The following is a 20,588-nucleotide window of genomic DNA, read 5'->3' as shown; positions in this document are numbered from 1 at the left end:
ACCCTGTTTTATGACTTATTCATTTGATTCCAAGTTTCCGTCAGCTTGTGGAACGAATCGCGATCATTCTTGTCAATCGCCTGATCAATCAGACGTCTGAGGTTTTCTTTCTCCAGCTCGACGATCAATTCCTCAAGCTCTTCCTCAAGGGATTCATCCTGGTACATTTGCTCCTCGCTTTCATAGTAAGGGGCAATGATCGAGTTCAAGTGTGTAAGAAACTCCGGCAATTGCAGCAAATCAGTGACGGATACGTAGACCATCCGTTTTCCGCGCTGGAAAACAAAGATGTCGAACACGTTGTGCACCCGTTTGCGATTTCGATCTATGATGATTTCTCTGGATTCCATTGGTACGAATTGATAGAGTTCATTATCGATAAAAAGAGAAAAGTACTGGTAGGCAAGCACAACACGAATAAAGCGTTTATCTTCTTTGACGTAATACGGCTTCAACATTTTGATATTTAACACAACGCCCACCCCTCATATATTTAATCAGAATTTTCAGTATTTTATTCTATTATCGCTGATTTGTCAATAAAATGAAAGCCTTTTCTTTAGTTATGGGCGTGGATTTTTTTGTTGAAAGGGTTCGGGCTTTATGGTGACGGATTTGTTTTGGGTTTTGATTAGAATTGATCCCTCGGTGCTTGAGTGGGGAGTGTGTATAACGGGGCTGGGTGGTTGTTGGGGTGTGATTGTTCCCTAACTTCGTTGGATTGTTCCTTAACGCCAGGACGCTGGCTTAACGTAGGAGTTCTGTTCCTGAATGGCGGCGCTCCGTTCCCAACGCCAATGCTCTGTTCCTTAACGGCACAATTCTGTTCCCTAACTCATTAGTAGAGCAAAAAACCTCCAGCCAAGAGGGCTGGAGGTTTTCTTACTAGCATTAAATGAGCGCGTGCAAGCGTTCATTTACGGTTGATTTCAGTGATTCAAGCAACTTCTCGCTATCGGTCATGGATGATGTTTTCACGCCGAAGTAGAACTTGATTTTCGGTTCTGTACCTGATGGACGCAAGCAGAACCAGCAGTCATCCTCGAGGATGAATTTCAAGACGTTAGACGTTGGCAGGTCGATTTCTTCTACTGTACCGTCTTCCACGTAGCGGCGTTCCGTTGTTGCGTAGTCTTCGACTGCCACAACTTTTTTGCCGCCTACTTCTTTAATATCCGCTTCACGGAAATCGTCCATAATTTGTTTGATCTTCTCAGCGCCTGATTTACCGTCAAGTTTCACGGACAGCAAATCCTCTAGGAAATACCCGTGTTTTTGGTATAGCTCATCAAGAGCATCAAGCAATGTTTTACCCTGATTCTTGTAATACGCACCGACTTCGGCGATCAGTACACAAGCTTGGACAGCATCTTTATCACGAGCAAAGTCTTTAACTAGATAGCCATAGCTTTCTTCATAGCCGAATAAGAATTTGTGATCACCAGTTTGCTCGTATTCACGGATTTTTTCACCAATGAATTTAAAGCCTGTCAACACATCAAGGGTGCTAACGTTGTGATGATTTGCGATCACTCGTCCAAATTCAGACGTTACGATCGTTTTGATCAATTGACCGTTGTCTGGAAGGTTCGGTGTGTGCTCCAAAATGTAGTCAAGCATTAAAGCACCTGTCTGGTTTCCAGTTAGTACTTTGAACTCTCCGTTTTCATCAGGAACAGCAACCCCCATACGGTCGGCATCTGGATCTGTCGCTAGTAAAAGGTCAGCTCCAATCGCATTTCCTTGATCGATCGCCATGGCGAACGCCTGATGTTCTTCAGGGTTTGGAGATTCGACTGTAGAAAATTCAGGATCTGGTTGTGCTTGCTCTTCTACAATATGAATGGAAGAGAACCCGCTTTGCATAAGACCTTTCTCTACAAGATCACGCGCTGTACCATGCAATGGTGTGAAAACAAGGGAGATATTCTTCTCAATGTCAGGCTGGACCGTAACGGATTTCAGTTTTTCTAAATAAGCATTATCGACTTTTTCATCGACCCAGTTTAAAAGCCCATTTTTCTCAAGTTCTTCTTTATCCGCTGCTTCGACATTCAGCTCATCTTCTACCTTATTAACAAAGCTAATCATTGATTCAGCCTGCTTCGGAGGCAGTTGTCCCCCATCTTCGTTATAGGCTTTGAAGCCATTATATTCAGGAGGGTTGTGGCTCGCCGTAATAACGACCCCTGCCGCCGTTTGCAAATAGCGGACGGCGAAAGATAGTTCTGGTGTTGGCCGTAAAGAGGTGAATACATAAGAAGGGATGCCGTGGTGACCAAGCACACGAGCCGTTTCAACAGCAAACTCTTTTGACATATAACGAGAGTCATAAGCGATGGCAACTCCACGGTTGGACAACCCGCGGTCGTTGACGTATGAAGCCAGCCCCTCCGCTGCTCTTCGGATTGTGTAGATGTTCATGCGATTTGTACCTGGGCCTAATTTTCCGCGCATGCCCCCTGTACCAAACTCTAGATTTTTATAAAAGGCGTCTTCCAGAGATTGTTCATCCGAATCGATTTCGGCCAGCTGGTTTGATAATTTTTCATCTAATTGTCCAAATTCTTTCCAGCGATTATATTCATTTTTCCACATGTACACCACTCCTTTTATTTTTTACGCCCTGCGCTCTTATTAGAACGAGAGACGATGAACGACGCATTTCCCTCCATTGTGTACGTCTCGATAGACGCCGGGAGGATAAAGTGATCTCCTTTTTCAAAATCATAGGATCGATTGTTGATGAGAACTTGTCCTTCCCCTTCCAACACACTTGCCAGTAAATAAGGTTCCGGGGCCATCTCACCGCTTCGGCCTTCAAGTTCCCAGCGATAGACTGAGAAATACTCCTCTTCAATGAGCGTTTCGATTTGCAGATCAGTATCGTAGGACTGTTCACGATCGATGACAGGATCCTCATGAGGTACTGTCGTTACCTCCAGGGATTTTTCAAGGTGCAGTTCACGCTTGTTCCCGTCCTTACCAACACGATCGTAGTCGTAGACACGGTACGTGATATCGGAGCTCTGCTGAGTTTCGAGAATTTGAATCCCTCCTCCTATGGCATGGATCGTGCCGCTTGGGACATAGAAAAAGTCGCCAGGATGAACAGGAATTCGACGTAAAAGGCCTTCCCATTCTTCATTCTCCACCATACGCTCTAATTCCTGTTTATTTGACGCATGATGACCAAAAATTATTTCGGATCCTTCTTCACAGTCAATCACGTACCAGCATTCGGTCTTCCCGTAATTCTGGTTTTCTAGTTCGCGTGCGTATGTATCATCCGGATGGACCTGGACAGAAAGATCCTTTTTGGAGTCTAAAATTTTCACTAATAAAGGAAACTCATCGCCTTCTTCGCCGGCAAAAAGCTCACGATGTTCCTGCCATGCATCAGCAAGCGTCTTGCCTTTCAATGGTCCATTCTTAATAACGTTCGAACCGTTGTCATGACCCGAGATACACCATGCTTCTCCCGTTTGTTCAGATGGGATGTCGTAGTCGAAGATCTCTTGTAATTTCGTTCCTCCCCAGAGTCTCTCCTTAAATTCTGGCTGAAGGAAAATTGGTTGGTTGTACATGTTTGCACCTCTTTCCTATTGTTACTCCCCGTTATTGTACCATACCCGATGTCAAATCTTACAAAAACAGACCAGGCCAGATATGGAAATATCTGTATGACCTGGTCCGCCAATAATTGGAATTATTTGTTTTCAAGCATTTTGTCGTTGTAGCCGAATACCCACGTCAGTCCAAAGGCGACTCCAATGGCAATCACGTTTGAAATGATATAGTTCGCAAAAGGGAACAGCCCATCCAAGTACAGCAGCATACCAGGAATTACGGTGATCGCCATTCCGGTTCCGGCCAGTCCGATAAGAGAAGCATAGAATCCGCCAGCAGCGCCTCCGATAAGTCCCATGACGAATGGCTTCATGTAGCGAAGGTTTACACCGAAGATCGCAGGCTCAGTGATTCCAAGGAATGCGGAAAGTGCAGATGGAAGAGCCAAAGCTTTCATTTTCTTCTGTTTTGATTTCAATCCAACAGCTAGGGCCGCTGCACCTTGAGCTGCGATTCCTGCAGAAATAATTGGGTTGAACGGGTTTTCTCCCAAACGCTCAAGCAATTGAATTTCCAGCAAGTTGAAGATGTGGTGCACCCCTGTGATAACGATCACCTGGTGCAGTCCACCAATGATTAGTCCACTAATTCCTAATGGAAGCTCAAGGATGGCACGTGTCGCTGAGAAGATTCCGTTTTCGACTACGTGGAAAATCGGTCCAATGACAAACAAAGCAAGAGTAATCATAATTAATAGCACAAGAAACGGTGTCAGAATTAGATCAAGTGCTTCAGGAATCTTCTTCCTTAAGGCCTTCTCAAGCTTCGCCCCTAAAATACCCGTAATGAATGCAGGAAGCACAGAAGCCTGATAACCAACGACCGGGATAAATCCAAAGAACATAATCGGCTCGACTTCACCGCCGGCAATATCCCAGGCGTTTGGAAGAGCAGGTGATACAAGCATCAGCCCGATGACGATACCGAGGATTGGACTGCCTCCAAACACTCTAAAGGTCGACCACGCCACTAACGCCGGCAGGAATATAAATGCAGTATCCGTCAAAATCTGTGTATATAGAATGAAGTTCTCTGAAATGTCCTCAGGCGCTAACCCAAACAACGCCAGAATTTGCGGCTGTGTGACGAGACCACGAAGACCCATGAACAAACCTGTAGCAACGAGCGCAGGGATGATTGGTACGAATACGTCCCCAAATGTACGGATCCAACGTTGGAACATATTTCCTTGTTGTTTTGTTTCCTCTTTCATTTCAGATTTCGTCGTACCTTCTACGTTCAGCTTCGTCACTTCTTCATAGATTCGGTTTACCGTTCCTGTTCCGAAGATCACTTGCAGCTGACCTGAGTTATAAAAGGCACCTTTTACTTTGTCGATATTTTCGATTGCGGAGATATCTGCCTTTTCTTTGTCGTGAAGCATAATCCGAAGACGTGTGGCACAGTGCGCAACTGAAGCAACATTACCTTCTCCACCTGCAGCCTCAATGACTTGTTTTGCAATTTGTGAATTATCAGCCATTAACCATTCTCCTTTCAAAAGTAGTTTTAGCATGTAATCGATTACACATTCTACAAAAAAATAAAAATTCTAAATAATGTATGAAAAGTTCGTTTGAGTTCTCTTAAAAATGGAAATCATTTCTTGTGTGAACGATTACATGATTGCGTTTTCATGTAGAACTATACACTATCTCGTAGAATTAGTCTATACGTTAGCTCAAATTTTTCTTCAATTTTTTTATCATTGATTTTGTTTAGTAACAACTCTGCTGCTTTTTTTCCCGCATCCTTATTAAAATAGTCGATGGTCGTCAGGGATGGAGTGATGTATTTAGACATGCTTGATGCTCCGATTCCTACGACGGCCATATCTTCAGGAATCTTATACCCCTGTTCTTTCAAATATTCCATCGCCCCGATCGCCATTCGATCGGTAACCGCAAATACAGCGGTCGGTTTATCATCTTTGCAATCACGAAGGATCGTCTTCATTTGCTCATAGCCGGAGTCAATCGTGAAATCACCTTGTCCGACCATCGCTTCACTTACTGGCAACCCGTGTTCTTCCATCATATCGCGGTAGGCTTGTTCACGAACTTTTCCTACAGATGGATCTTCAGGACTCACACCAATAAAAGCAATTTTCTCGTGTCCCTTGTGAACGAGCATGTTCGTAAGGTCAGCGGAGGCATGGTAGTCATCGTACACGAGGGACGTCACGCCTGGAAGTTCTTGCCCGATTGCTAGAAATGGGACCTGTACCTGTTTAATGGTCTCTATTAAATCGTCATTGATGTTCGTTGCAAGCAGAATGATTCCGTCCACATGCCTGCTTTTCAACAGACGAATGTAATCGATCTCTTTGTCTTTATCAAGCTCTGTATCTGTCAGAAGGATTTGAAACCCTTCTTTTGCCAGCACTTCATTGATGCCGTTAACGACTCTTGTAGAAGTCTCCGTGCTTAAACGCGGTAAAATTACCCCGATGACGCCGGAGCGTTTCGTACGTAATGATTTCGCTGACTGGCTTGGCATATATCCTGTTTCTTCAACGATTTTCATGATGCGTTTACGTACATCCTCGCTCACGTATCCACTACTATTTAAAGCTCTTGAAACAGTCGTGCGAGAGACGTTCGCAAGCTTCGCAATATCATTGATTGTCGTCATTTCTTTCATCTCCCATGGAATCCTTTTCATATATAATCCTATTGAAAATGCTTTCAGTTGTCTAGTCTTTCCAATAAATTTCCTTTAAATGGTTACCGATCAATTTTTACAAAGAAGGGCTGGGACAAAATTAAAAGCATCCAATCTATAGAAGAACAGCAAAAGATAGAGAAACTTTAAAGCAATCGATTGCTCTAAATGACCGCTTCGGAAATACATTCCACTTGAATGGTCTTCCTACTTCTGTTTCATGCTTCCTTTTCATCAGAGTAGACCACATGCGAGGAACAGCAGTGGTCCGAAGGTATAGGAGAAATTAGTTGCGCTCATTTACCATAAAAAATCCGAACGATGGTGAAAGCTTATCATCAAACTTCACCATCGTTCGGATGTTAGAGTGGCTAACACAGTTTTGCCCAAGCTTCATCTACTTCTTTACCTTTATTGATCATTCTGAGGGAGTAAGCTGCGGAAATGTTCTCTGATGCTCCATTCTATGTAGGCGTCGTTTAGTGCACCGGATATTGTTGTGCGGAGATTATCGATCGCTCGGTAGATCGCAATGATACCTTCACGGCGGAATTCTTCCTTTCTTCCTATTCCCCATTCTGCAATAATCTCATCGATGATTAGCTGATATTTTTTTAGAGGTCCTGTCAATGGACCAACAGGGACATTCATGATCCGCTCCTCCTTCCTTCTCTAGTTCTTTTTATTTATATTTCATTTGTTAAAATAAGTCAAGATAACTATTATTATGTCGAATCTTACACTTTTTCATTTTTTCCTCCTCCATTCTCCTATCCTCCATTTTCTATCCACTCCAATGAATGAAAACCGCATTTTTATATAGGAAGAGAGGAAAATTTTCAAAAATAGATCTAATTATATTTTTTTATTAAAAATCTGTTAATTCAAATAGTTACGAATTCTCCCTTGTACTTCCTATTATTCTTCGTTACAATGTCCTTTATATAAAGAATAATGTATCTATCAAGTGGACAAGGAGTGTGAACGATGAAACAGACCATTACCGTAGGATTATTAGGGTTAGGAACGGTCGGCGGCGGGGTCATTGAGATTCTGCGAGATCATAAAGAACGTATTCAGCATAAAACAGGGTGTGACGTCACGATTAAATCTGTACTTGTGAGTGACTTATCAAAAACCCGTGACCTTCCGACGAGTTCAACAACTCTAACCGATCAATACGAAGACATCACGAGAGACCCTGAAATTGACGTAATCGTAGAGGTGATGGGTGGGATCGATCACACATTAACCATATTATTAGAAGCGATTGAACATGGGAAACATATCGTGACAGCCAATAAAGATTTGATTGCCCAGCACGGTGCTGAATTATTCGATGCCTGTCAAAAACGAAATTGCGACCTTTATTATGAAGCGAGTGTAGCAGGTGGTATTCCGATTATCCGCTCCATTTTAGACGGATTATCTTCTGATCGCATTCGTAAAATGATGGGAATCGTCAATGGGACAACCAACTACATCATGACAAAAATGTCCCAAGACGGTGCGGACTTTGACAGCATATTAAAGGAAGCACAGGACCTTGGATTTGCAGAGGCTGATCCAACTGCCGATGTGGATGGGCTGGACGCTGCAAGAAAAATGACGATCCTTTCCATTCTCGGTTTTTCCATGCCGTTCAATTTAGAGGATGTAGAAGTAAAAGGAATTCGCGGCCTTTCTCTTTCTGATATCAAGTATGCAGAAGAACTTGGCTACCGAATCAAACTGATCGGAATTGCAGAAAATGATGATTCTGGCGTTTCTGTAAGCGTCGAGCCTGCACTGCTTCCGATTCATCACCCGCTTTCTAACGTCAATGATGAATTTAATGCGGTGTATGTCTATGGAGATGCGGTAGGAGAGACGATGTTCTATGGTCCTGGTGCCGGAAAACTTCCAACGGCTACAGCAGTTGTTTCCGACTTGATTGCTGTCTTAAAAAATATTCGTCTCGGAACGACAGGAACGGCTTATGTACAGCCTCAATTCCCTAAACAGGTAAAACCGAAGTCAGAACAGCTCTCAAAGAAATACATCCGCCTTCATGTGCTTGATCGGGCTGGTATGCTTAATGAAATCACTCAGATTTTTGCACAGTATGATATTTCCTTTGATCAAATCATCCAGCGTTCTTCTGATAACGAAGACGAGCGTGAACTGATGATGGTGACTCATAAAGTAAGTGAAGAGGATTTTGCTAAAGCGAGTCATGAGCTTGAACAGCTTCACTCCATTAGACACATCGACAGCATTTTCCGCGTAGAAGGAGGAGACTGATATGTGGCAAGGACTGCTGCATCATTATCGTGAATTTTTACCTGTCACTGAAAACACACCAAGTTTGACATTACATGAGGGTAATACACCGCTCCTCCCGATTCCGACCATTTCTAAGGAGCTTGGAATCGAAGGTTATGTCAAAATTGAAGGTGCAAATCCAACAGGGTCCTTTAAGGATCGTGGAATGGTGATGGCGATGGCTAAAGCGATCGAAGAAGGATCGAAAGCCGTTATTTGTGCATCAACAGGAAACACTTCCGCTTCTGCAGCTGCCTTTGCGGCTCGTGCAGGACTTCGCTGCATCGTCGTTATTCCTGATGGAAAGATTGCGCAAGGGAAACTTGCTCAGGCGGTTATGTACGGCGCAGAAATCTTCGCCATAAAAGGAAACTTTGATCAGGCGTTGAAGATGGTTCGTGAACTTGCAGAGCGCGAACCGGTTACACTTGTGAACTCAGTTAATCCTTATCGTGTAGAAGGACAAAAGACAGCTGCCTTTGAAGTGTGTGAAGCACTCGGGGAAGCGCCTGATGTTCTCTCTATCCCTGTAGGAAACGCCGGAAACATTACCGCCTACTGGAAAGGATTCAAGGAATACCATGAACGTCATGGTACGAAACTTCCTAAAATGATGGGGTTTGAAGCCAGCGGTTCAGCGGCTATCGTGCGCAACCAGGTGATTGAAGATCCTGAAACCCTTGCGACTGCGATCCGTATTGGGAACCCGGCTAGCTGGACGAAAGCACTCGATGCTCGTGATCAGTCCGGCGGTTTAATCGACGAGGTCACGGATGATGAAATCGTAGAAGCTTACCAGCTGCTTGCACAAAAGGAAGGTGTTTTTGCCGAACCTGCTTCCTGTGCATCCATCGCAGGCATGATCAAAAAGGTGAAGAATGGAACGATTCCACAAGGCTCCAAAGTGGTCCACGTATTAACAGGAAACGGCTTGAAAGATCCGGTGACAGCGATGGATACAAGTCCTGTCAAACCGACCGTCATTGAAAATGATATCGAGCACTTTGCAGAAGCTGTCACAGGTGTAAAATCATGAGTTCCTTTCAAATTCGGGTTCCGGCTACTTCGGCAAATTTAGGGCCGGGATTCGACTCGATCGGAATTGCACTATCCAAACATGTCACGATGGATTGTGAGCCTGCTGACGAATGGTTCTTTTCAGTACCTGAAAAAGATCAGCCTTATATCCCGTCAGGAGAAGAAAATCTAGTTCATAAGACAGCCCTTTATACGGCGAACTTGTACCGTTTCGAATCGCTGCCTCCGCACCATGTCGAGATGACCAATGATGTGCCCATCGCACGCGGCCTTGGCAGTTCCTCAACAGCTGTTGTAGGCGGTATAGAACTTGCCAATCATATCCTGGACCTGCAATTGAGCAAGTACGAAAAGCTGAAGATCGCCTGTGAAATTGAAGGCCATCCTGATAACGTAGCACCTGCTATTTATGGGGGCATCATGGTTTCCAGCTACGATGGCGATAACCTTGATTTTGTTCGTTTTGAAAAAGGGCTGGATGAGTTGACGTGGCTCGCTGTCATTCCTGACTTCCACCTGGAAACAGAGAAGGCGCGAGAACTTTTACCAACCGAAATGAGCTATAAGCATGCGGTCCATGCAAGTGGAACGGCGAACGTTCTTGTTGCCGCCCTTGCTGAACAGAACTGGGCACTCGCAGGAAAAATGATGACGAGAGATCAGTGGCATCAGCCGTACCGCAAAAACTTAATCACAGGCTTTGACGAAGTCGAAACAACGGTACTCGGTGCAGGGTCTCTTGGTATGTATATCAGCGGAGCCGGGCCGACGATGATCGCCTTATTCGACCAACTGTCAGCTCAGCAGCTGGATCAGCTGACTACCTCTCTGTCTGACTACAAAATTGAAGCATTAAGCGTTAATATTCAGGGTGCTGAAACCATTTCTTCTCACCTTCAAGCTAATTAAAACAAACCCCAGCGGCGGATCATCCGCTGGGGTTTCTGTTTTTCCATTTGTAAAAAATCCAAATCGCTAATCCTGCCGTTAATGCGCCGCTTCCATCTAAAAGGACATCTCCTGCGTAGGGTGTCCTGTTCGGCGTCAGTGACTGATGAAATTCATCAAACACTGCATAAGCCATCGTAATAAGAAAAGCGATGCTCAACAGTTTCCATACTCTTTTATGCAGCCATTGCAAAAGTGCCAGGAAAGTGGTCCAAATGAGAAGAAGGTATATGGAAAAATGGGCCCCTTTTCGCAGGAAGAATTCGATCATCCCCTCTACACCGTGCGTCTCGACACTCACCTTTTCGCTATGGTAGGTGAACTGAATCGGTTCTAAAAGTGGTTTGAGCGTTTCGATCGGTAAATACTGACTTAACGTTGGCCGTAAATCTTGTTCCTCATAAGGCTGTGAGGAAGATATGAACAAGATCACCATGATTGTTAATGGGATGGCCGTATATAATACTTTTTTTAACATCATTTCCCCCTGTAACTAGACTTACTAAAACTTTATCATTTTATATATTATCAAAATAGAAAAAAATCATAACTTATACTATTAATCATACATAATTTTGTATACAATATATTTAGATACACGAAAAAGTGGGGGATTTATAAATGGCGAAGAGAAGTAAACAATATGATTACGATCTTAGCGAAGTAAAGCGATTGATTGGAGATACAGATAAAAATTATCGCGAAATCTCCGCTGAGACAGGCTGTCCTTATGCCAGTGTCGTCTATCATGGCCGAAAAATACGTGGGCGAGTGAACCGAACACGTAATGTGGAAGCCCATGAAATCAGTCCGCAATTGCTTCAGCCAATTGATGAGGAAGTAAAGGAAGAGCGCTCCATAATGTCTGGCGGGACAAACTTGAGCATCTCCAGAAACAATGTCCTTATTGAAGATGCTGAGAGAGAAGCTGCACGGATGATTAAGGCAGCTCATGCACTAGGTCTCAACAAGATTAATATTACAATAGAAAAATAAAGAAGAAGTCCTGATGTACTTTAACGTCAGGGCTTTTCTAATCCCTCAAAAGAGATCTGCTTCAGCTTTTTGCGCGCATGTCTTCCCCAGTTTTTCACCGCATCTCTTGTAACTCCTTCAAGCTTGGCGATCTGCTCTACTGATAAATCATGAATAATGAAGTAGTACACCCATTTCCACTGGTTATCGGTTAAAACCTCTTTAATTTTCTTCCATAAGTAATGATCGCTAATTTCGTCTTCTATGATATAGCCTTTATCATGCAATACTTGTGTTTGATAGATATCTTCTACCTCTTTGCTTCTTGAGTCTTTACGGATTTTATCAATTAATGCATTCCGGATTTTCCAGCTGATGTATGTCGAAAAAGAACCGAGTTTTTCGTCATACGTTTCATAGGCTTTCCATAAAGCGAATAAAGCTTCTGCAAAAAAGTCTTTGTTGGCATCATTAATATGTAAGCTTCGGATGTGATAATGGATCAATTTCTCGTTTTCTACTACGACCTTCTCAAATTCCTGATCATCCATCATTGAACAGCACCTCATCTATATTTTTTAACCTTTCCAACCTATAATCGTTTCAAATTTGAATTTTGGTGTCATAAAATGATGAATTTATTATTTTTATCTATAAAAAGTGAGTGAAAAAACGTTTTTCTATTTCTTTTTATTTCCTAATCATAGATAATAGGAACTATATTTGAAAGGAGTGACCTATGAAAACAAATCGATCGTTTCAAGATCATACCCTCTTGATTTATTCTACGCTGCACAAGTTGAACATCCCCGAGCCGTTCGATGATTATTATCAGGAAGCCTACCTCGTTTACCAAAGAAGTGTCCGCACCTACAACCCCTCTCGTGCTAAATTCACCACTTACTTCGTCCACAAGCTGAACCATCATATGCGCGGCCTTTTGAAAAAAGAGCAGAGCTACAAATCAGTCTTTTTCCTTACTCCTCCCTCTGATGAAACTCTCCATGAGCAATCTCTTCTTTATGACCTCGAATACCATTCGAATTTGACCCCTCAAGAAAAGACGATCTTCTCGCTCACCTATCAGGGGTTTACTGTCAAAGAAATAGCCCATAAGATGAAAGTTAGTGAATCAACCATTAAACGAAGACGGAAGAACATCAAAGAAAAGACCCAGGAGCTCTTGTTTATGGCGGAAGAAAATAGGGAAATAGAATCTTTATAACCTAAACGGAGGAGTTATTTTGGAACAATCATCTAGATCTTTGGTCCCCTTAGTAAACATCTGGCTTGATGATACCCCAACTACTTACACTCATGCTTTCCTGGAAAAATTAGCGTACGAATGGATGGTAGAGATCGTTAATCCTTACCCTATTCCACTAATGGAGGATAAGGAGTTTGTCATTCAAATATCTATTGAACAGGATGATGGTTTATTATATTCTTCTATCGATATCCAATCGTACTATATCGAGCAAGGGAATGAATTTACTATCTACCGTTTTTATATGTATCCTCCTGATTAAAAGGGAGCGTCAGGCGCCTGCTTGCCCTGGCGTTTTTTTCTTGTGGAAAATAGATGATATAATGGAAAGCAGGTTGATGAAGAAAGGAAGAGTATCGTGTATTACTTGCTGTTTGCATTATTTTTCGCAGGCTATGTGCTCGTTGGGACATTCACTGACTTGGTTGAATTGTCTACCGTTGCTACGGTGTTATCAGTAGCACTTATTTTTACTAATATTTATATGTATTTTAAATCGAAGAAAGAGGAGAAGGAAAAGAGTCAGGAGAAAGAATAGGCTTTTATCCTACATTGACTCCTTTGAAAAAAGCTTGAGGACAGGAGTATGTCCTCAAGCTTTTTTGTTACGTCAAAATGTTCAACGTAATTGGGATGGTGATGATACTTAAAAGCGTGGTGATGAGTGTAATGCTTGATACAAGTTCAGGTTTGGAATCGAACTGGACCGCATACATGGTCGTTGTAGCAGCTGACGGCATTGCTGCAGAAATAATCAGCACATTGGCCATCACGTCACTCATTGGCAGAACAACCGTGATCAGCCAGGCAAGCATTGGTGATCCGAGCAGCCGAACTGTGGCTGCGTAAGAGATTTTATCCCACGAAAGGTTATTCACTGTGATGTTGGCCAACTGCATGCCAAGAATGATCATTACGGTTGGGATTGTAGCATTCCCGACAAGGTCTATGCTGGACATCAGGTTTTCTGAGACCGGGATGTTGGCGTATTTCATCACGAGGGCTATCCATACCGCATGGGTCGGCGGCATCTTCAGTACGGTTTTAATCGCCATACTCATGCCTGCTGCCCCCTTCGCAGCGTAATAGACACCGAAGAAATTCATGACGATCTGCTGGAGTACCATGAAGGAGACGGAATAAACAAAGCCCTCTTCACCAAAAGCGAACAGAACGATTGGCGCCCCGTAATTCCCCGCGTTCATGAACGCGGTTGAAAGAATCAGCCCACTTTCCGTTGGCGTGTCATAACGAAGTAATTTGGCTGCCAGTTTATCAATCAGTAGAATTCCGAATAATAGGAGAGCGGAAAATACGACCATCATTAAGTAATCACGATCGAAATCTGCTTCATAGAAAGTTTTGAAAACAAGGCAGGGCAGCATAATATAAAGAGCGACCGTTGAGATCGATTTAATTTCTAGTTTTAATATTTTTTGCAGGGCATAGCCCGCGAAAAAGACGAGTACGACAGGTAGTACGACTTGGAAGAATATCGTCAAAGCTCTTCCCTCCTGTTCCATAAATTCTTTAGAACTCTACTAGTTTATCAGATAATAAAAAGATTACATACCTTCCCGCTTACCAAAACCTGTCACCTCAGGTCATCCATAATCTGGATGACCTGAGGTGACAGGTTTTTACATTATTATTGGTTGTGCAGGAAATAGAGAGGTGAATAGCGAAGAATACTAGGATCGATTTAAACTAGAAAGGATGATTTTATGGGCAATCCCAGGCGTGTCTGGTTTCCACACGCAAGCTATCATATTACAGCCAGAGGGAACCGAAAAACAGATATTTTTTACGATCACTATGATCGAATCTTCTATTTAAAGCTTTTAGAAGAAGCGAAACACAGCTACCCTTTTTACCTTCATGCTTATTGCCTTATGACGAACCACGTACATCTCCTCATCGAAACGATTGACCATCCCCCAGGTTTATTCATGAAACAAATCCACTCGCAGTATGCGATGTACTTCAACCGAAAATACGATTATGTCGGTCATCTCTTTCAAGGCCCTTATAAAGCAGAACTTCAGGGAGATATTAATGCACTGCTTCAAGTCAGCCGCTATATCCACTTAAATCCTTGCCGCGCCCTATTGACATTAAAACCTGAAGACTATCCGTGGAGCAGCTATCCTCATTATTTATCGCCTCGCCCTTCTTCCAAGCTTGTAACCACTTCAAAGATCCTCTCCCATTTCAGAGATTCCCAACAGTATGAGTTTTTCGTTCAATTAGCAAATCGAACCACCTCAGGTCATCCAAATTCTGGATGACCTGAGGTGGTCAATTGCTTTTTTTAATGAAATTTTCTTAATAAATTCATTTGAAAGAAAAAAATTTCTTCGACAGTTTCTTTTATTTGAAAATTTTTTCGTATACAATAGAATTAAGTTGAAGACTACTTAGGAGGAAGAATCATGCTTGAAGCACCAACCAAACACGTCATCAGTCGTATTCGTTCATCTTATAGTCAATTCAGTGAGAAAGAGAAATTGATCGCTGATTATATATTGGAGAACAAGGAACAAATTGTTCACTCTACGATCAACCAAGTAGCTGATGATCTTATGGTCGCTGATGCAACCGTTTTCAGATTCTGCAAAAGGTTAGGTTTCAAAGGTTATCAGGCGATGAAGATCGCACTTGCATCAGAGATCGTCAACCCTATCAAAGACATCCATGAAACAATCAAAGAAACAGACAGCGATTTAGAAATTACTGAAAAAGTTTTTCAAGCAAATATCAGAGCTCTTGAGTCTTCTAGAGATGTCCAAAATCCTGAAAGCTTGTCCAAAGCTATGGATTTACTAATAGAAGCAAAGCGTGTTTACTTCTATGGAAGCGGCGGATCTGGAATCCTTGCTCAAGACGCCCAGCATAAATTCATCCGCACAGGCATGGACACGCATGTCTACACGGATTCCCACCTTCAATTAATGTCGGTTTCCCAACTGAAAGAAGGCGATCTTGCTGTCGTGTTCTCTCACACAGGCTCGAACAAGGACATTCTTGACCTTGTGGATATTGCGAAAGAGAGAGGCGCTAAAACCATCGCCATCACGAACTTCGCGAAATCTCCATTAACTAAGCGTGTCGATTTGAGTTTATATACGGTGGCTCAGGAAACAGAATACCGTTCAGAGGCCCTTGCATCACGAATTGCAAGTTTGTCGCTGATCGATTCCCTGTTTGTCAACTATAGTGTGAAGATGAAGGAACAGGCACAGGAATCAACCCAGCGCATGAGAGATGCCATTTCAAGAAAAAGAGTATAGAAAGGACGTCATCAATGAAGTCATATGTGATCGGACTGGATATCGGAACGACCAGTGCAAAGTCAGTGATCTTTGACCGGGAGGGTCATGTTAAAGGAGAACATGAAGTAGGCTACCCTCTACTGCATCCTCAAAACGGGTACGCAGAACAGGATCCGGTTACGATTGAAGAAGCAGCTTTGGAAGCGATTTTTGTAAGTAAGGAAACGGCAGGGATTGATGCTAGCAACCTAGCTGGTGTTGGAATCTCTGCTGCGATGCACTCACTGATCTGTATAGACAAAAGTGGTGAGCCGCTTTCTCCATCTATTATATGGGCGGACGCCAGAAGTGCGGACCAGGCAGCCTTTTTAAAAGAAAACCATCCACATTTATACATGAATTCAGGGACACCGCTGCATCCAATGTCCCCTTTATCCAAGCTGATTTGGATGAAAGAGCACCTGTATGCTCCACACGAAGCGGCTGACTATTTTGTTTCGATTAAAGAATTTCTTTTGTACCGCTGGTTCGGTGAAAAAGTCGTCGATTATTCCATAGCAGCAGCAACTGGAATGTTTAATATTAAAGAACATCATTGGGACGAGGAAGCCTTGAGCCTTGCCGGTATCGAAACCAGCCAGTTATTTGAGCCCGTACCTCCAACTCATACGCTAAAAGGCATGAAAGCTCAAGCAGCTGGAAAATCAGGGTTGAGTAAGGATACTCCTTTTGTAATCGGAGCAAGTGACGGTCCTCTTGCCAATCTGGGAATTGGAGCCATTGAACCGGGGGAAACAGCCATTACGATCGGGACAAGCGGAGCGATCAGACAGTTTGCCACCGAGCCTCTCCTTGATGAAAAACAAGAAATCTTCTCCTACAGCTTCACAGAGGATTTATGGATTACCGGCGGACCCTCCAATAATGGCGGCATTGTCCTCGCTTGGCTGCAAAATCTTTGGGATGGGGACCAGGATGCTTACAGTGTTGAGCAGTTAAGTGAAATGGCGGACAGCGTGCCGGTTGGAGCCGACCATTTGCTCTTTCTTCCTTACTTAAACGGAGAACGTGCACCGTTCTGGAATGCAGAAGCGAAGGGATCCTTTATCGGTCTTATGCCTACACATAAGAAGGAGCACATGACCCGTGCAGCTATGGAAGGTGTCCTATTCTCGATTCTCCATATCGGAAAAGCTCTTGAACGTTTAGGAAATAATCATCAGAAGGTGTACGCAAGTGGAGGCTTCGCACGGTCATCCGTCTGGGTACAGATGCTTGCAGACATGTTCAATACAACGATTTATCTTCCGAAGAGCCACCAAAGCTCTGCATGGGGAGCTGCGTGGCTTACGCTTTACAGTCTTGGAGAGGTGGAGAAGCTTGCCGATATCAAAAGCTCGATCCCGATGGACAAGGAGTGTAAGCCGAATCCAGAAAATCATGCAAAATACCAGGAACTGTTCCGGGTGTACGAAGCTGTATCCACTGACCTTCAGCCACACTTCTCTAAGCTCCACCAAATGAACAACTAAAAATATGAAAATGGAAATGAAAACCACCTCAGGTCATCCAGAATCTGGATGACCTGAGGTGGTATTTTTTCCCTTATTCTTTTTCTGTAATGTGCTTTAAGTAGTACTCGAACACGAGGTCAGCGAGCATCATAAGAGAGGATCTTGCTGATACGTCGTAGCCTTCGTAGGAGACTTTTTGCACGGGCGCACTGATCGCAAAGCGTACATATTCGTTCAAGTGGCTGTCAGGATTATTGGTGACCGCGACCGTTTGAACATTCAAATGATCGAGCTTATCTGCGGCCTTCAGCAATGTATTTGTCTCACCACTTGAAGAAATGAAAATAACGAGATCGTTTTGGCCTATCCAATTGCTAATCAAATCAACCATATGTGATTCATAAATGTACGTTGAAGAACGATTCATCTGCATGAGACGCTTGCTCAAATATTCTCCAATCATTTTCGTCAACCCGACAGATAGGATGACGATCCGTTCCGCCCCCTCAATTGATGAGGCAATCCGCTCCAAATCATCAGGGTTCAAACGTCCGAGGCTATCGGTAATATCTTTCTGGTAACGCTCAATCGGATCCATATTTTCAGGAAGCGAAGTCTGTTCCACACCTTTTAAAAAGTACTTGAATTCCGAAAAGCCCTCGAATCCTAGCTTATGACAAAGCCGGATGATGGTGGTCGTACTGACACTGTTTTCTTCCGCCATTTTTGTTAGCGGCATCGTTTTCGAAGCATCCAAGTGATGTTCAATATAATAGAGGACATGCTTTTCCGAATGCGTAAGCTCAGGCAAGGCGTTAGAAAAAGCATCTAGTAGTTTTCCCATAATCGAGGCTCCTTTTTTACCAAACTGTATCGAGTATATCAAGAACATGTACAATTGTACATTTCCTGTATAACCACTTGGCGTCATCCTATGTTACAAATGTATTAGAGACAAATGAAAACACTTTCATATATCAATTTTTGAGAAGAGGGTGAAGGATATGCAACTCGCACAAATGACCGAACAATCTTTAATTCGGTACGATTTGAAAGAGACGAAAAAAGAAGATGTGCTTTGGAAGCTGTCAGAACAACTCTACCAACAAGGCCATGTCACTTCGACTAAAGCCTTTTATGAAACCGTTTTAGAACGGGAGGAAATATCCGCAACAGGAATGGAAGCAGGCCTTGCGATTCCGCACGGAAAATCCTCCGCTGTAAAAAAAGCTGGGTTTGCAGTCGCTCGATTGGATCATCCGATTGACGATTGGGAAAGCATTGACCCGAACAACAAGGTTGAGCTTGTGTTCCTATTAGCCATCCCTGATGGAGAAGCGGGATCGACTCACTTGAGCTTGCTTGCTGAATTGAGTACCCGCTTGATGGATAAAGAGTACTACAACAGCCTGATGAAGGCGAAGAATCCAGAAGAATTCCTTGCTGCTCTTGATCACGATGAAAAGCCAGTAAAAGAAGAGCCGCCGCAAGAATACACGAAAACTGTTCTTGTCATTACCGCATGTGCCGCTGGGATCGCTCATACTTATATGGCTGCGGAAGCCTTAGAGCAAGCCGGAAAAAAACTTGGCGTTAAAGTGTACAGTGAAAAACAAGGCGCAAATGGCTTAGAGGATGCCCATTCCCCTGAACGCATCCAAGAAGCCGATGCTGTTATTTTCGCTACGGATATTTCACCAAAAGGGAAAGAGCGCTTCAAAGGGCTTCCTTACGTGCAAACTCGTGTAGCTGCTCCGTTAGAACGCGGAGAAGAATTGATCCAACAAGTATTAAACAATCCAGACGGAACGGTGCAATCAAACGGTGATGAAGAATCCAGTTCCTCCAGTCCTCAGAAAAAGCAAGGCATTCTTGCTGAAATGGCACAAGCCATCATGACCGGGATTTCTTACATGATTCCTGTCATCGTTGCTGCCGGTTTAATGATGGGGATTGCGAAGTTGGGATCGATTCCATTCGGTCTTGTCAATGAAATCAATGATATTAGCTATGCAACAGCCGATAATGAACTGTTTAAGATTTTGCACTACCTCGATAAATTCGGGTTTATGATTTTCCAGTTTATGTACCCGATCTTTGCAGCGTTTACCGCTTATGCTTTAGCTGATCGTGTCGGTATTGTCCCTGGTTTTATCGGAGGATTGTTCGCCGCTGGAATCCATTACCGCTTCTGGGGTGTAGAAGATGGCATTCCATCAGGTTTCTTCGGAGCTTTGATCCTCGGTTTAGCAGCTGGTTATATTGCTAAGATTTTGAATGAAAAAATCAAACTGAACAAGAATTTCCAGGCGATGAAGCCAATGCTGATCATCCCTGCGATTAGTGTACTATCTGTATTCTTACTGAACTTTTACATTGTCGATCCAGTCTTTGGCGGCTTGAACGAGCTGCTTCGTAACACGATTGAATCTGCACAAGAATCCGGCGAGGTCGTGCTCTCCACGATCATCGCAGCAGCTACGGCCTTTGACTTAGGCGGACCGATCAATAAAGCCGCTGGTGCAATTGCGATCGGCCTTGCAGGTGATCAGATTTTCCCACTGACACCACGTGTGCTTGCTATCGTAATTCCACCAATCGGACTTGGACTTGCTACTGTCTTAGACCGTTATGTTGTCGGTCGTCGCGTATTTGATGAAAACCTGCGCCTCACTGGGAATACGTCCATTTTACTTGGACTGATTGCCATCAGTGAAGGGGCGATTCCATTTATGCTTCGTAATCCGATTATTACGATTCCAATCAACATCATTGGAGCGATTATCGGTTCGGTCACCGCCGTCCTTCTAGGTGCTGTTCAATGGTATCCACTGCCTGCCTTCTGGGGCTGGCCGCTCGTGGACAACCTGTGGGCTTATATTGTCGGACTGTTAGCCGGTACTTTATTCATCGCACTGGCAAACATCTTCGTCCGCTTCACGTTGATCAAACGAGGACGCATTCAAATTTAAATCT

The 20,588-nt window shown here is 43.5% G+C and carries 21 protein-coding genes; 11 read left to right on the top strand and 10 right to left on the bottom strand.

Features of this window, described 5'->3' with window-relative positions; all coding sequences use genetic code 11:
• Positions 1 to 8: 8 nt before the first annotated feature.
• From HM131_RS04715 to HM131_RS04690, 6 genes are all read right to left on the bottom strand, one after another.
• The gene (locus HM131_RS04715) at positions 9 to 473 is read right to left on the bottom strand and encodes an IDEAL domain-containing protein (RefSeq protein WP_085028457.1); all 465 of its coding nucleotides are present in this window, start codon (positions 471 to 473) and stop codon (positions 9 to 11) included.
• 418 nt (positions 474 to 891) lie between these two features.
• Complete coding sequence (locus HM131_RS04710) at positions 892 to 2,598, bottom strand: phospho-sugar mutase (RefSeq protein WP_085028455.1); 1,707 nt, start codon at positions 2,596 to 2,598, stop codon at positions 892 to 894.
• A 14-nt stretch (positions 2,599 to 2,612) separates the two neighbouring features.
• On the bottom strand, positions 2,613 to 3,587 hold the full coding sequence (gene manA / locus HM131_RS04705) for a mannose-6-phosphate isomerase, class I (RefSeq protein ID WP_085028453.1): 975 nt from the start codon (positions 3,585 to 3,587) through the stop codon (positions 2,613 to 2,615).
• Positions 3,588 to 3,709: 122 nt separating this feature from the next.
• Entirely contained in the window at positions 3,710 to 5,113 is a 1,404-nt protein-coding gene (locus tag HM131_RS04700) for a sucrose-specific PTS transporter subunit IIBC (protein WP_085028451.1), read from the bottom strand.
• Positions 5,114 to 5,274: 161 nt separating this feature from the next.
• The gene (locus HM131_RS04695) at positions 5,275 to 6,264 is read right to left on the bottom strand and encodes a LacI family DNA-binding transcriptional regulator (protein WP_085031799.1); all 990 of its coding nucleotides are present in this window, start codon (positions 6,262 to 6,264) and stop codon (positions 5,275 to 5,277) included.
• A gap of 441 nt (positions 6,265 to 6,705) precedes the next feature.
• The gene (locus tag HM131_RS04690) at positions 6,706 to 6,945 is read right to left on the bottom strand and encodes a hypothetical protein (protein ID WP_085028449.1); all 240 of its coding nucleotides are present in this window, start codon (positions 6,943 to 6,945) and stop codon (positions 6,706 to 6,708) included.
• 336 nt (positions 6,946 to 7,281) lie between these two features.
• On the opposite strand from HM131_RS04690, the gene HM131_RS04685 reads away from it, so the two are divergent.
• Genes HM131_RS04685 through thrB form a run of 3 tightly spaced genes read left to right on the top strand, consistent with a single transcriptional unit; the run spans position 7,282 to position 10,545 of the window.
• On the top strand, positions 7,282 to 8,577 hold the full coding sequence (locus tag HM131_RS04685; RefSeq protein ID WP_085028447.1) for a homoserine dehydrogenase: 1,296 nt from the start codon (positions 7,282 to 7,284) through the stop codon (positions 8,575 to 8,577).
• 1 nt (position 8,578) lies between these two features.
• A complete protein-coding gene (gene thrC / locus HM131_RS04680; RefSeq protein ID WP_085028445.1) occupies positions 8,579 to 9,634 on the top strand; it encodes a threonine synthase in 1,056 nt (351 codons plus the stop codon).
• Complete coding sequence (gene thrB, locus HM131_RS04675; protein WP_085028443.1) at positions 9,631 to 10,545, top strand: homoserine kinase; 915 nt, start codon at positions 9,631 to 9,633, stop codon at positions 10,543 to 10,545. Before thrC ends, thrB begins: the two co-directional genes overlap by 4 nt.
• A gap of 19 nt (positions 10,546 to 10,564) precedes the next feature.
• Here the strand turns inward: thrB and HM131_RS04670 are convergent, their stop codons facing one another.
• The gene (locus tag HM131_RS04670) at positions 10,565 to 11,065 is read right to left on the bottom strand and encodes a VanZ family protein (RefSeq protein WP_085028441.1); all 501 of its coding nucleotides are present in this window, start codon (positions 11,063 to 11,065) and stop codon (positions 10,565 to 10,567) included.
• A gap of 140 nt (positions 11,066 to 11,205) precedes the next feature.
• Between HM131_RS04670 and HM131_RS04665 the strand changes: the two genes are divergently transcribed.
• A complete protein-coding gene (locus HM131_RS04665; RefSeq protein WP_085028439.1) occupies positions 11,206 to 11,580 on the top strand; it encodes a hypothetical protein in 375 nt (124 codons plus the stop codon).
• A gap of 26 nt (positions 11,581 to 11,606) precedes the next feature.
• On the opposite strand, the gene HM131_RS04660 is transcribed toward HM131_RS04665, so the two are convergent.
• The gene (locus HM131_RS04660) at positions 11,607 to 12,113 is read right to left on the bottom strand and encodes a sigma-70 family RNA polymerase sigma factor (RefSeq protein ID WP_085028437.1); all 507 of its coding nucleotides are present in this window, start codon (positions 12,111 to 12,113) and stop codon (positions 11,607 to 11,609) included.
• Positions 12,114 to 12,298: 185 nt separating this feature from the next.
• Between HM131_RS04660 and HM131_RS04655 the strand changes: the two genes are divergently transcribed.
• From HM131_RS04655 to HM131_RS04645, 3 genes are all read left to right on the top strand, one after another.
• A complete protein-coding gene (locus HM131_RS04655; RefSeq protein ID WP_085028435.1) occupies positions 12,299 to 12,784 on the top strand; it encodes a sigma-70 family RNA polymerase sigma factor in 486 nt (161 codons plus the stop codon).
• Between the two features lie 19 nt (positions 12,785 to 12,803).
• Complete coding sequence (locus HM131_RS04650) at positions 12,804 to 13,088, top strand: hypothetical protein (protein WP_085028434.1); 285 nt, start codon at positions 12,804 to 12,806, stop codon at positions 13,086 to 13,088.
• A 96-nt stretch (positions 13,089 to 13,184) separates the two neighbouring features.
• Positions 13,185 to 13,364 carry a hypothetical protein gene (locus tag HM131_RS04645; protein WP_085028431.1) on the top strand — a complete coding sequence of 60 codons (180 nt, stop codon included), beginning with the start codon at positions 13,185 to 13,187 and terminating at the stop codon, positions 13,362 to 13,364.
• A gap of 67 nt (positions 13,365 to 13,431) precedes the next feature.
• On the opposite strand, the gene HM131_RS04640 is transcribed toward HM131_RS04645, so the two are convergent.
• On the bottom strand, positions 13,432 to 14,328 hold the full coding sequence (locus HM131_RS04640) for an AEC family transporter (RefSeq protein WP_085028429.1): 897 nt from the start codon (positions 14,326 to 14,328) through the stop codon (positions 13,432 to 13,434).
• A 222-nt stretch (positions 14,329 to 14,550) separates the two neighbouring features.
• Between HM131_RS04640 and HM131_RS04635 the strand changes: the two genes are divergently transcribed.
• From HM131_RS04635 to HM131_RS04625, 3 genes are all read left to right on the top strand, one after another.
• Complete coding sequence (locus tag HM131_RS04635) at positions 14,551 to 15,114, top strand: transposase (RefSeq protein WP_085028427.1); 564 nt, start codon at positions 14,551 to 14,553, stop codon at positions 15,112 to 15,114.
• Between the two features lie 144 nt (positions 15,115 to 15,258).
• Entirely contained in the window at positions 15,259 to 16,116 is an 858-nt protein-coding gene (locus HM131_RS04630) for a MurR/RpiR family transcriptional regulator (protein WP_085028425.1), read from the top strand.
• 14 nt (positions 16,117 to 16,130) lie between these two features.
• On the top strand, positions 16,131 to 17,630 hold the full coding sequence (locus HM131_RS04625; protein ID WP_085028423.1) for a gluconokinase: 1,500 nt from the start codon (positions 16,131 to 16,133) through the stop codon (positions 17,628 to 17,630).
• Between the two features lie 73 nt (positions 17,631 to 17,703).
• Here the strand turns inward: HM131_RS04625 and HM131_RS04620 are convergent, their stop codons facing one another.
• Positions 17,704 to 18,456 (bottom strand): MurR/RpiR family transcriptional regulator, encoded by a 753-nt coding sequence (locus HM131_RS04620; protein WP_085028421.1) that lies wholly within the window; start codon positions 18,454 to 18,456, stop codon positions 17,704 to 17,706.
• Positions 18,457 to 18,616: 160 nt separating this feature from the next.
• Here HM131_RS04620 and HM131_RS04615 point away from each other — a divergent pair, with 160 nt between their 5' ends.
• Positions 18,617 to 20,584, top strand: a complete 1,968-nt coding sequence (locus HM131_RS04615; RefSeq protein ID WP_085028420.1) for a fructose-specific PTS transporter subunit EIIC — start codon at positions 18,617 to 18,619, stop codon at positions 20,582 to 20,584.
• The last annotated feature ends 4 nt before the right edge of the window (positions 20,585 to 20,588 follow it).

It is taken from the genome of Halobacillus mangrovi (assembly GCF_002097535.1).
GTDB classification, from domain to species: Bacteria; Bacillota; Bacilli; order Bacillales; family Halobacillaceae; genus Halobacillus; species Halobacillus mangrovi_A.
Note: the sequence above shows the minus strand (reverse complement) of the source record. Positions and strands in the feature narration are given on the sequence as shown.

What these genes read in the sequence shown, in the direction of transcription:
- HM131_RS04620 (WP_085028421.1), bottom strand. Translation starts at nt 18,456, where the DNA reads ATGGGAAAACTACTAGATGCTTTTTCTAACGCCTTGCCTGAGCTTACG.
- HM131_RS04710 (WP_085028455.1), bottom strand. Translation starts at nt 2,598, where the DNA reads ATGTGGAAAAATGAATATAATCGCTGGAAAGAATTTGGACAATTAGAT.
- HM131_RS04695 (WP_085031799.1), bottom strand. Translation starts at nt 6,264, where the DNA reads ATGACGACAATCAATGATATTGCGAAGCTTGCGAACGTCTCTCGCACG.
- HM131_RS04665 (WP_085028439.1), top strand. Translation starts at nt 11,206, where the DNA reads ATGGCGAAGAGAAGTAAACAATATGATTACGATCTTAGCGAAGTAAAG.
- manA (WP_085028453.1), bottom strand. Translation starts at nt 3,587, where the DNA reads ATGTACAACCAACCAATTTTCCTTCAGCCAGAATTTAAGGAGAGACTC.
- HM131_RS04690 (WP_085028449.1), bottom strand. Translation starts at nt 6,945, where the DNA reads ATGAATGTCCCTGTTGGTCCATTGACAGGACCTCTAAAAAAATATCAG.
- HM131_RS04635 (WP_085028427.1), top strand. Translation starts at nt 14,551, where the DNA reads ATGGGCAATCCCAGGCGTGTCTGGTTTCCACACGCAAGCTATCATATT.
- HM131_RS04630 (WP_085028425.1), top strand. Translation starts at nt 15,259, where the DNA reads ATGCTTGAAGCACCAACCAAACACGTCATCAGTCGTATTCGTTCATCT.
- HM131_RS04625 (WP_085028423.1), top strand. Translation starts at nt 16,131, where the DNA reads ATGAAGTCATATGTGATCGGACTGGATATCGGAACGACCAGTGCAAAG.
- HM131_RS04660 (WP_085028437.1), bottom strand. Translation starts at nt 12,113, where the DNA reads ATGATGGATGATCAGGAATTTGAGAAGGTCGTAGTAGAAAACGAGAAA.
- HM131_RS04685 (WP_085028447.1), top strand. Translation starts at nt 7,282, where the DNA reads ATGAAACAGACCATTACCGTAGGATTATTAGGGTTAGGAACGGTCGGC.
- HM131_RS04655 (WP_085028435.1), top strand. Translation starts at nt 12,299, where the DNA reads ATGAAAACAAATCGATCGTTTCAAGATCATACCCTCTTGATTTATTCT.
- thrC (WP_085028445.1), top strand. Translation starts at nt 8,579, where the DNA reads ATGTGGCAAGGACTGCTGCATCATTATCGTGAATTTTTACCTGTCACT.
- HM131_RS04670 (WP_085028441.1), bottom strand. Translation starts at nt 11,065, where the DNA reads ATGATGTTAAAAAAAGTATTATATACGGCCATCCCATTAACAATCATG.
- thrB (WP_085028443.1), top strand. Translation starts at nt 9,631, where the DNA reads ATGAGTTCCTTTCAAATTCGGGTTCCGGCTACTTCGGCAAATTTAGGG.
- HM131_RS04615 (WP_085028420.1), top strand. Translation starts at nt 18,617, where the DNA reads ATGCAACTCGCACAAATGACCGAACAATCTTTAATTCGGTACGATTTG.
- HM131_RS04700 (WP_085028451.1), bottom strand. Translation starts at nt 5,113, where the DNA reads ATGGCTGATAATTCACAAATTGCAAAACAAGTCATTGAGGCTGCAGGT.